Origin of the sequence: Actinomyces israelii DSM 43320 (assembly GCF_000711965.1) — a bacterium.
Lineage (GTDB): Bacteria > Actinomycetota > Actinomycetes > Actinomycetales > Actinomycetaceae > Actinomyces > Actinomyces israelii.
The window spans coordinates 1-10,306 of sequence record NZ_JONS01000075.1 but is presented as its reverse complement, the minus strand read 5'-3'; the positions used below and the strand labels follow the sequence as shown (position 1 = coordinate 10,306).

The following is a 10,306-nucleotide window of genomic DNA, read 5'->3' as shown; positions in this document are numbered from 1 at the left end:
CCTCAACGGCCACCACCTCGCAGCCGCACCGCGTCTGACCGACGCCGCTAACGACATCCTCACCGCCCTGAGCACCCCACCCCCGGCACACTAAGCGTCATGAGTCAGGTTCTCCGGCCCCGGGAGGAGGCTGACAGCCGGGCGCCCGGGCGGAGCGCGTCGGAACGTGAACGTATCTGCGCGTTGCAGACCACCGTTGATGTCGGGCGCGCCGCATCTGGTCCGGCTGCTGTTGATTGTGGGTCAGACAGTGGCGAGCCTCGAGGGGTCGAGGGTGCGTGCGGCAATCGTCGAGTCCGGAGCCGAGCGGAGCGTGAACCGGAGGGAGTACCTCAGGTTCGGCAGGAGCTTGACGAGGTAGGGCTCATCGCTGGAATGGATGTGTAGCTGGCGGCATAAGTCAGTGAGAGGGAGCTGCGCGTTGAGATCGAGGATCTCGATGCCGACGGCGACGCCGTACTCGTTGAGATCGACGAGAACGTCGTCCGAGAACTCCTCGGTTCGAGTAACGGGACAGTCCGAGAGCGCGATGTAGCAGGCTCCGACCGACGTATCGACGGTGATCGTGCGACTCTTCATCTTGGTCGTCTCCTTCGCGGGGACTCCACCATAGACCGCCCTCTCAGGACTGCGAGCGGTAGTAGCACGTGACGGTTGTGACACACCCGGTGGGGCTGGGAGGAATCGGAGGCGATGACGACGAGCTGAGTCCTGTCCTTGTGTGGGCGTCCGACGTACTTGCGCTTGCCCGGCCCATCGGCGGGCATCTGGCTGGCCGGATCGTTGACGGCGTCCTCTATCCGGGAGGTGTCGATGCCGCGTTGGCGTGCCCGTTCCAGGGCGTGCCAGGACATCGAAGACGGAGATCGCCACAGCTCACTCCTCGTCCTGAGGACGGAGTACCTCGAACTTGAGGGTGCGGTCAACACCGTCAGTCTCATCAAGGTCGATCTCGACGGTGTAGGTTCCTTCCTCCAAGACGGGAAGGTTGACCTGGACGGCGAAGACGATGCCTCGCCGATGCTTGTCGTACGGATGATTTGCCTTCTCAGAAGCATCCAGCGCGTTGACGGCCTCGATGGTCGTCGGCTCCGCTCCTGGGGAGGTGATCCTCAGCGTCACGTTGATCGTGTTCCGATCGGGCTCGTCGCATCGGATGCGGCCTGCGACCCCCAGAAGCGCAAAGGTCGGATACTCGGTGACGACCATCCGGGTGAATGATGCCCCCACAACAGTGAGTGTACCGTCCTGGATCGTGGCGAAATCGGCCAAGAATGCGTAGTCGAGCTCAAGCATGTTCTATATCGTAACGATGCCGGTGCGGCGGCAGGGGCCTTTGGTTCCCGGCCTACGGGTCGCGGATGAGACGGGGCAGCAGCCGCGCATAGACCACCATGACGAGGAGCTCCACGAGCGTCTGGGTGACGACGACGACCGGCACCAGGGCGTCCGGGAGCGCGAGCGCCAGGGGCAGGACCACCAGGGAGTTGCGGGTGGTGCCGGAGAAGGCCAGGGCCAGGCGGGACCCCGCGTCCTGACGCGCCAGGCGCCCGACGGCGTTCCCCACCGCCGGCATGATCGCGGCGAAGAGAAGGTAGAGCGGGATGACGCGCACGAGAGTGCCCAGGTGGGAGGCAACCTCGGAGATCTGAGAGGCGACGACCACGGCCAGGGTGGCCATCATGAGCGGGACCATGAGCGCCGTCGCCCCCCTCTCGACCCGGGCCGCCAGGCGGTGGCGGGCCGAGGCCCGCTGGGTGAGCGCCGACAGCCCCAGCGGCAGGGCGATCATGAGGACGAAGGCCGCTGCGAACGGCCGCCGGCTTACGGACGCGGCCCCAGGGCCCGCGAGGACGACCAGCCACACCGGCAGGAGGAGGGTCTGGACGAGCATGAGCACCGGGGATGCCGCCAGGATGCGCTCCCAGGCGCCGCCCGCGATCCGGGTGAAGACCATGACGTAGTCGACGCAGGGCGCCAGGAGGACGAGCAGGAGTCCTATAAGAAGGGCGGGGGAGTCGGCGACCTGGCGGGACAGGACCGCCACCACCAGCGGCGCCAGGATGAAGTTGACGACCAGGAGCGCCGCCACGAAACGGGCGCCGGTGAGGGCGGCGTGCAGACGCGTCAGGGGCACGCCGAGGAAGGTCGCGTACAGCAGCGCGACCAGGACTGGGTTGATGACGGGCTCAAGGGCGCCCGCGGCCGCCGGCAGAGCCAGGCCCGTCGTCGCCCCGAGCGCCAGGGCCGCAAGGTAGAGGGGCACCTGATGGCGCTCTATCCATGCGACCGCACCCGCCGCTCCGCGTCCGCTCACGGTCGAACCGTACCGCCGCCGCCGGCCCGCGGCCCGGGGGCCGGGCGCCCGCGGCCGGTTGTGAGCAGGGGCAGCAGCAGGCCCGCCATGACCAGGGTGCTCAGACGGTTCTTCAGCAGGTCCTCGACCGGCGACGCGGCGGGCCACCCGTAGCCCAGGACGGTGACGAGTGCCAGGAAGCCGAGCATCGCCCAGGCGGAGAGGGCGGCCGTGCGCCTGCGCAGAATGCCGGCGCCGCAGGCGATCTCGAACAGGCCCAGGGCGATGGTGAGCCGGCCGATGTTCGGCATGACGAAGGAGCGCCACAGGTTGCTCAGCCAGGGCAGCAGCGCGGTGCCGGCGAAGGCCGCATAGCTGTCCGGCATCAGCCTGCCGAGGAGGAAGTGGCAGACGCCCCCGCCGATGAAGGCCGCCGCGTACAGCGCCCTGATCGTCCTGCGGTACAGCCGCATCACACCTTCCTCAGGTGCGTGCGCCGGAAGTGCCGGATGTGGCCGGCCAGGAGGGCGTCGGCTCGTCGCTCGTCGCTCTCCGCGAGCCCGATGAGCAGGTGGACCGGCCCGAAGAACGCCAGGGCGACCTGCTCGGGGTCCAGGCCCTCGCGGAAGTCGCCGGTGGCGAGCAGGGAGCGGAAGAGGTCGGTCTGGAGGGCCAGGGGCCGGACGATGAAGTAGTCGTGGTAGCGGGCGGCGGCGTCGGCCTCGCGGTACTGCTCGACGGTCAGGAGGCGGCGCAGGAGCGCGAGCTGGGGGTCGTGGAGGACGACGTCGAGCATGCCGCGCGCGATCGCCAGCAGCGACTCCTCGCTCGCGGCCTCGTAGGCGGCGGCTGCGTCGGCGCCCGCGGCGGTGGTCGTGCCGAGGTCGGCGGCCGCCGCGCCCAGGCGCTCGTCGGCCCGCTCGATGAGGGCGTCGAGGATGACCTGCTTGGAGGAGAAGTGCTTGTAGACCGAGCTCTCCCGGATGCCGACCGCCCCGGCGAGGTCGCGGATCGAGGTGCCGCCGAACCCCTTGCGGGAGAACTGGTCGAGGGCGGCGTCCAGCAGGGCCTCGCGGGTGTCCCGGGAGGCGCGGCGCGCGCGGGAGGTCGTGCGGCGGGGCCGGGAGCCCTCGGCGGCTAACGATCGTTCGCCTCTCATGGTGGGAGGGTAGCACGCCCGCGTCCGCCGCCCATCCGCGGGGCCCGCTGCTCCCACAGCGGTCCGCTGGGCGGTAGCCTGTTTGCCATGAGTGTGCTCAGTCTGGGTGTCGTGGATTACGACCCGCTCGTGCTCTACGCCCTGCGGGACCTGGTGCAGCGCTCGTCGGAGAGGATCCGCCTGCTGTGGTCGGTGCGCAGCCGCCGGGCGGCTCTTCGCCATCTTGCTGCGGACGAGCCGACGCCCGACGTGATCCTGGTCGATACCGTGTCCGATCGCTCGGAGGAATCCGCTCCGCTGGAGAAGGAGGCGTCTCAGGCCGGAGCGGCGGTTGTCGCAATGTCCGCCTCCGGTGCGTTGGACCGCCAGGCGCCGCGTCCCGAGGATGGGGGTGAGCCCCGGGTCGTAGTGCCCAAGGCGGCGCTGCTGCTGGGCGGAGGGGCGATACGGCAGGCGCTGCGGCGTGCGGCTGCGATGCCGGCGCCATCAAAGGAGACCGATGACGGCGACGGCGGGGCTGCGGAGGCGCTGGGGGCTGCCGACTCTTCTGTGGCGAGGCCCCTCAGCGCCCTTCTCAGCGACAGGGAGCGCCGCGCGATTGATCTGTACGCGCAGGGAATGACGACTCAGTCAGTGGCTCATCGGATGTCCGTGTCGGAGACCACGGTGAAGACCTATGCGCGCCGGGCCTACAAGAAGCTCGGGGTCGGCTCCCGCGCGGAGGCGGTGGCGGTGCTCGCCCGTCGGGGCGTCATATGACTACCCGCGCCTCCGGGGCGGTCTGCCTGCGGGCGTGCGGCGCCCCCGTCGAGATAGACATTTTCGTACGAGGTAGACGGTGTCACCGTCTACCTCGTACGAAAATGTCTATCTCGACGGACGAGGATGCGCCGGGGCGCGCCTTCAAGCCGTCAGGCTCCCGTCGGTCATGGTCAGCACGCGGTCGCAGCCGCTCGCGACCCGGGGGTCGTGCGTGGCGATGACCAGGCAGCCGCCGGCCCGATGCGCCTGCGAGACAAGCAGCGACGTGATGTCCTGGGCGGTCTGCGAGTCCAGCGAGGCGGTCGGCTCATCGGCGAGTATGCATCGCGGATGATTGACCAGCGCCCGCGCCACGGCCACCCGCTGACGCTCCCCTCCGGACAGCTGCGACGGCCTCTGGGTGCCGGCCCACTCGATCCCGACGTCGGACAGCGCCTTTCTCGCCCGCTCTTTCCTCTCTCGCCGGCCGACGCGCGGGCGGGCGTACTCCAGGGGGAGCGAGATGTTCGCCAGCGCGGTCAAATGATCGACGACGGCGTAGTCCTGCGGGATCATGCCGATCAGACGGTTCCGGGCGCGCGCCCTGGGCGTGCGCCCAGTCGGCGCGCGCCCGGAGTCGATGAGCAGGGTGCCGCCGTCGGGCCGGATCGTCAGCCCGAGAACGCCGAGCAGGGTGGACTTCCCGCACCCTGACGGCCCCATGACCGCCACCGACTCGCCCTCATCCACCGACAGCGACGCGGAGCGCAGCGCGTGCACGGTGCTCCGGCCGCGGCGGTAGTCGACGCTGATGTCATGCAGCTCGAGGACATGCGCCATAGCGCTTCTTTCATCATGTTGCCGTTCAAGGTTGCTCATTCATCTGTCTCTTCGCCGTCTGCTGCCAGTGCTGGAGAAGGTCCTGGATATCCTGCGCGTCGTCTGCGCCAAGAGTGCGAGGTAGATCACTACCAGTGCGACCTCGGCTGCGGCCGCGGCGGTTGTGATCGGCGGCCCCGCAAGGGAGAAGAAGAGGATTGCGCATGTCGGCAGCACGAGCATGGTGGAGGCAAGGAAGACGGCGACCCGCACGCGTATCTCGGCGGTGGTGGCGCCGTACTGGTGGCGGAGGAGAAACTCTGCCCTCTCCTGGCGGAGCGTTGACCTGACCGAAGTGCTGTACGCGAACAGGATGAGCACGGTCAGCGCCAGCAGGCTGAGCCCGTACAGTCCGGCCCTGGTCATAATGTCCCTGTAGCGCTCCGGCTGGTCGGCGGCGATGCGGTGGGGGACGAGGGTAAGGTCTTCGTCATTTACGTCGCTTGCGAACTGCGCGACCTCGTCATCCGTGGGGGCGAACAGGACAGTTCTGCTCACCGCCTCCACCCGCTCCTCGTTATGCAGATGGTCGAGGCTGCTCGTAGGGAGGTTGATGAGGACCGTGGAACCCAGGTCGATTCCTGTGGCATTCGGATCAAAAAGCGTGGCCGTCGAGGGGGTGCGCGCTACAACGGGGACGGTCTGGCCGCCAATGTAGAGCGGACCGTCGAACTCATTCTTAATGTTCTCTCCGACCATGGCGCACGGTGCCGGCGAGCATACCTCGACCCCGGATAATGCTGCCTGTGCCGAGTTTCCAATGAGGACGACGGTCCGGTTACCTCCGGCGAACGAATGGTCACCAACTTCCACACTGTTGAGGATAGCGGTGTACGCTGTTTCGTTGTCGATCCTCTCGCCGAGTTTTTCCATTATTTCAGTACTTAGATCCAAGGAAAGCGGACTTATGCCATAATAGGGTGTAAACGTTACCGCGTCGCGCTCGCGAAGGTGCCTAGCCCCGATAATTACCGATGTCTCCGTAATAACGTCCGACAGTGCCACGGTGAAGATCGCACATACGGCGGTGACCATGAGCGCGACACCCACAGCGCTCCGTCGGTGGCGCCATGCGGTCCGCATTCCACCCGATATCTCCGTGCGGATCATGAGAGGATCTTCCTGAGGTAGAAGGGCAAGAGAGTCGCGAAAATCGCTTGGCGAACCAGCCACATGAACATTCCCCCCGCCAGCGCCCCGAACGTCAGTACACCCACTTCTCGATCATCGGGAGCGCTTGAGGCGATGAGTGACGTAGTCGCCAGCGCGACTCCCGCGCCCAGCACAGTTCCGGCGATGACGGGGACCAACTCCCGGCGGGCGCGGTCGCGGAGTAAGGCCAGTCCGGTGGCGCCAACCAGCACACGCAACCCGATTTCCTTGCGCTGCTCAGGCATCCTTAGGACGAGAGACGCCATGATGCAGGCAAGCCCTAAGGACACAAATATCGCTGAGATCGCAACTGGCGCGTTGTAGATCAGGGAAGTTGGCGGCGCTGACCTCTGCTTGATACTTTGTAGGCGTGGTCCCTGCGCCTCCGACAACTTAATGATGTGAGCTACCGTGTCCGGGTTCGTCGTTCCCAGGTACATCGTTCCTGTGCCGAGAGGGGCGGCTCCGGGAGTCTCAACGAATTGGAGATTGCTGTTCGATGGCGTTAAGCCGGGAACTTCAATACTGCCGAGCACGTCGAGTCCCTGTGGCGCGAGCGGAGCCTGCCCCGAGGATGTCCACGTTCTGTCCGAGTAGGATCCGGTAATGGTGTACACCCCGGGCGCCGGGTCTGCAGTACTGCTGGCGGCATCGAGTGAGTTGGTCCAACCGATCTTGTGGCCTGGGTCGAAGACCACGAGGGCCGGAGGGCCATCGCCATTCGAGACCTTGATCATACTGATGTCATTCTCGGAGAGGAATGTGCGTAACTCGCGTGCGGCGTCCGTCTGCTGCTCCTCAGTGACGGAGCGGCCGCTATTCATCAACGTGATTGTGGTCATTGGCCCGCTCATTCCGTAAGTGATCTCGGACCTGTTGTCTGTCCACCACATGAGTGCAATTGCGAGAAAAGCGACGAGAATCCCATAGGCGACAGCTAGAAGCCCGTCTATCGGGAGATCGTAAGTAAATTCAATCGGCGAAACTATGTGGTTATTGCGATCTTGGGTGCGCTGGCGGTGCTTATGGCGTCGGTTCGCGGGCGTCGCAATAGACATCATAATATACAAGTTTGGTGCGGGGCTCTGCGCGCAAATTCAGGGCATTGGATCAGAAGTAGTCAATGCTCCAGTGGTAGGAAGTGACGTAGTCGTCTCCCCATAGCGGCGAGTCCCACACCCAGTCGGTGCGCGAGTAGATATTGGAGTCGTTGGAGCCTGAGGCGGGGTCAGTGCATAGCCGGCCTGTGTTCAGGGTGGGACCGGCCGGGCGTGTGAAAGTGTGGCAGCCTTTCCACGCGTGAAGTCCGTCGTCATCGTATGAGGCCTGTATCTGGACATAGCCGTTCACCTTGGCTCCGAAGAATCCACTTTCCCAGGAGGTGCCGTAGTTCTGTCCATCGGCATATGCGGCTCCGGCTGTGACTGCGGCTCCGATGATCGCGAGACCGGCGATCGCGCCGAGCGCCTTGGCTTTCTTCGTGGTCGTGCCTCCTCTGACTTTTCCGGGCAGTCGTTATAGGCTGGAAGCAGTTCGCTTACGAACTGACAAGCACTGCAATACGTCCATGTTATCTATAGTGTGACCCTGCTGGCGCTGTCGCAAGCGTCTACGGCCGGGGCCGACCGTTCGGACGACAAGCCGCCCGCCCCTTCGCGCGCCCCTTCGCTTGCCCGGTGCTCCCTTCGCCGAGATCGGTCGAGTTCCGTGTCGAGATCGGTTCACTTCCGCACCGAGATCGGTCGCGGCCGGTGCGGGCGGCCGGAGCAGGGCCGGCACGGGCATTCGGTGCAGGCGTCCGGCGCGGGCGCGAATGCGGGACGCGACGTCAGAAACCCCGGCTGCCGGGCTACCATGGACCCGGACCGCAGGTCCCGCCCGGAGGCTGTGACAGGCCTCCGGCAGTCCGCCGACACCCGCCAGCCCACGACAGGGAGCCCACAGTGACCCAGCCCGTTTCGCGCGCCGCACGTCTCCTCGCCGCAGCCGCCGCTGCGGCACTGGCCGCAGGGGCGCTCGCGGGGTGCTCCGACCACCCGGGCAAGGCGTACGTCGGAACCTACGCGGACGCCGGCGGCACGACCCACACCATCTCCGTGTCCGAGAGCGACGTCCAGACCGCGGCTGCAGAGCTCTCCAAGGTCCCGGGCATGAGCGCCGATGTGGTCCTGGCAAGCCTCGTCAACCTGCAGCCGCTTGAGGGGGTCGCCGAGGAGTACGGCCTCACCGTGACCGACGACGACGCCCAGGAGGCCATCGTCCAGACGGTCGCGGCTGCTTCTGGTCAGCCCGATGATCGCTCCTACTCCCGGGTCAGCATTGACGTCGCGCGCTCCGCGCTCATCAGTCAGGCGCTGAGCTCGGCGAATCGGAACCCTCAGCTCCAGCCCGCCGCGGAGGCCGCCAGGGCCGTGCAGGCGTCGCTGGCCGGCAAGGCCTCGCCGCGGTACACCCTCAAGCAGGGTGACTGGCTCGTCCCGAGCAGCGCCGCGGCTCCCACCCTGGGCGGCTCGCGCTCCTCCTGACGCCGTCGGGCGCCCTCTGGTGCCCGCCCGCCGCGCTCGACGGCGTCGGCCTGGTGCTCGCCGGGCGTGAACAGTCCGGTAAATGGGGACCAACGCCCTCGAAGTGACGGACGGCGACCGGTAGGCTGAACCTTGCGTCCGGATCACCTCAGATCGATCACAGAACAAGGAGCACCAAGTGGCCCTCATCGAGACAGTTAAAGCCCGCGAGATCCTCGACTCCCGTGGCAACCCGACCCTCGAGGTCGAGATCCTGCTTGAGGACGGCGCCTCCGCTCGCGCAGCCGTCCCCTCAGGCGCCTCCACCGGCGCCTTTGAGGCCGTCGAGCTGCGCGACGGCGACAAGTCCCGCTACGGCGGCAAGGGCGTCGAGAAGGCCGTCGCCAACGTCAACGACATTATCGCCCCCAAGGTCATCGGCTTCGACGCCGCCGACCAGCGCGGTCTCGACCGCCTCATGATCGAGCTCGACGGCACCCCCAACAAGGGCAAGCTCGGCGCCAACGCCATCCTCGGCGTCTCGCTGGCCGCCGCTCAGGCCTCCGCCGTCTCCGCCGATCTCAACCTCTTCCAGTACATCGGCGGCCCGAACGCCCACGTGCTGCCCGTCCCGATGATGAACATCATGAACGGCGGCTCCCACGCGGACTCCAACGTGGACATCCAGGAGTTCATGATCGCCCCCATCGGCGCCAGCACGTTCCGCGAGGCTCTGCGCATGGGCGCCGAGGTCTACCACACCCTCAAGGCCGTCGTGAAGGAGCGCGGCCTGTCCACCGGCCTGGGCGACGAGGGCGGCTTCGCCCCCAACCTCGACTCCAACCGCGAGGCCCTGGAGCTCATCGTCGAGGCCATTGAGAAGGCCGGCTACAAGCCCGGCAAGGACGTGGGCCTGGCCATGGACGTCGCCTCCAGCGAGTTCTTCGACGACAAGACCAAGACGTACAAGTTCGAGGGCGAGGCCCGCGACAACGACTACATGGTCAAGTACTACGAGCAGCTCATCAAGGACTTCCCGATCGTCTCCATCGAGGACCCCCTGTCCGAGGACGAGTGGGAGCACTGGAAGGCCCTCACCGAGGAGATCGGCGACAAGGTCCAGATCGTCGGCGACGACTTCTTCGTCACCAACCCCGAGCGCCTCGCCAAGGGCATCGGCATGGGCGCCGCCAACGCCCTGCTGGTCAAGGTCAACCAGATCGGCTCGCTGACCGAGACCCTCGAGGCCGTCGAGATGGCGCACCGCGCCGGCTACAAGACGATGACCTCGCACCGCTCCGGCGAGACCGAGGACGTCACCATCGCCGACCTCGCGGTGGCCACCAACTCCGGCCAGATCAAGACCGGCGCCCCGGCCCGCGGCGAGCGTATCAACAAGTACAACCAGCTCCTGCGCATCGAGGACGCCCTGGGTGAGGACGCCGTCTACGCCGGCGCCGCCGCCTTCCCGCGCTTCAAGGCCTGAGCCGGGGCTCTGCTCCGGCTCGGGGCGGGCACGGCGCTGGGTCGCAGCCTGAGCCGGGGCTCTGCTCCGGCTCGGGGCGGGCACGGCGC

At 66.9% G+C, this 10,306-nt stretch carries 12 protein-coding genes; 3 read left to right on the top strand and 9 right to left on the bottom strand.

Features of this window, described 5'->3' with window-relative positions; genetic code table 11:
- Positions 1–243: 243 nt before the first annotated feature.
- From O145_RS14765 to O145_RS14745, 6 genes are read right to left on the bottom strand one after another with little or no spacing between them, the layout of a single operon-like run.
- Positions 244–579 (bottom strand): DUF2283 domain-containing protein, encoded by a 336-nt coding sequence (locus O145_RS14765; RefSeq protein WP_043564350.1) that lies wholly within the window; start codon positions 577–579, stop codon positions 244–246.
- Positions 576–854: a DUF4258 domain-containing protein gene (locus tag O145_RS19960; protein ID WP_411265968.1), complete on the bottom strand. Its 279-nt coding sequence runs from the start codon at positions 852–854 to the stop codon at positions 576–578. Before O145_RS19960 ends, O145_RS14765 begins: the two co-directional genes overlap by 4 nt.
- A 22-nt stretch (positions 855–876) precedes the next feature.
- Entirely contained in the window at positions 877–1,296 is a 420-nt protein-coding gene (locus O145_RS14760) for a DUF6941 family protein (RefSeq protein WP_043564348.1), read from the bottom strand.
- 52 nt (positions 1,297–1,348) lie between these two features.
- Entirely contained in the window at positions 1,349–2,317 is a 969-nt protein-coding gene (locus O145_RS14755) for an arsenic resistance protein (protein WP_043564346.1), read from the bottom strand.
- Positions 2,314–2,769: a hypothetical protein gene (locus O145_RS14750; protein WP_229118612.1), complete on the bottom strand. Its 456-nt coding sequence runs from the start codon at positions 2,767–2,769 to the stop codon at positions 2,314–2,316. The genes O145_RS14755 and O145_RS14750 overlap by 4 nt, the downstream gene beginning before the upstream one ends.
- On the bottom strand, positions 2,769–3,455 hold the full coding sequence (locus tag O145_RS14745) for a TetR/AcrR family transcriptional regulator (protein ID WP_043564344.1): 687 nt from the start codon (positions 3,453–3,455) through the stop codon (positions 2,769–2,771). The genes O145_RS14750 and O145_RS14745 overlap by 1 nt, the downstream gene beginning before the upstream one ends.
- Before the next feature lie 87 nt (positions 3,456–3,542).
- Between O145_RS14745 and O145_RS14740 the strand changes: the two genes are divergently transcribed.
- Positions 3,543–4,214: a LuxR C-terminal-related transcriptional regulator gene (locus O145_RS14740; RefSeq protein WP_084682668.1), complete on the top strand. Its 672-nt coding sequence runs from the start codon at positions 3,543–3,545 to the stop codon at positions 4,212–4,214.
- A gap of 144 nt (positions 4,215–4,358) precedes the next feature.
- Here O145_RS14740 and O145_RS14735 read toward each other — a convergent pair whose 3' ends face one another.
- Genes O145_RS14735 through O145_RS14725 form a run of 3 tightly spaced genes read right to left on the bottom strand, consistent with a single transcriptional unit; the run spans position 4,359 to position 7,069 of the window.
- Positions 4,359–5,036: an ABC transporter ATP-binding protein gene (locus O145_RS14735; RefSeq protein WP_043564341.1), complete on the bottom strand. Its 678-nt coding sequence runs from the start codon at positions 5,034–5,036 to the stop codon at positions 4,359–4,361.
- Positions 5,037–5,075: 39 nt separating this feature from the next.
- Complete coding sequence (locus tag O145_RS14730) at positions 5,076–6,185, bottom strand: hypothetical protein (protein WP_043564339.1); 1,110 nt, start codon at positions 6,183–6,185, stop codon at positions 5,076–5,078.
- Positions 6,182–7,069, bottom strand: a complete 888-nt coding sequence (locus O145_RS14725) for an ABC transporter permease (protein ID WP_043564337.1) — start codon at positions 7,067–7,069, stop codon at positions 6,182–6,184. Before O145_RS14725 ends, O145_RS14730 begins: the two co-directional genes overlap by 4 nt.
- 1,101 nt (positions 7,070–8,170) lie before the next feature.
- On the opposite strand from O145_RS14725, the gene O145_RS14720 reads away from it, so the two are divergent.
- Both O145_RS14720 and eno read left to right on the top strand, forming a co-directional pair.
- Positions 8,171–8,752: a hypothetical protein gene (locus tag O145_RS14720; RefSeq protein ID WP_043564335.1), complete on the top strand. Its 582-nt coding sequence runs from the start codon at positions 8,171–8,173 to the stop codon at positions 8,750–8,752.
- 178 nt (positions 8,753–8,930) lie between these two features.
- Positions 8,931–10,217, top strand: a complete 1,287-nt coding sequence (gene eno / locus O145_RS14715) for a phosphopyruvate hydratase (RefSeq protein WP_043564333.1) — start codon at positions 8,931–8,933, stop codon at positions 10,215–10,217.
- Positions 10,218–10,306: the final 89 nt, after the last annotated feature.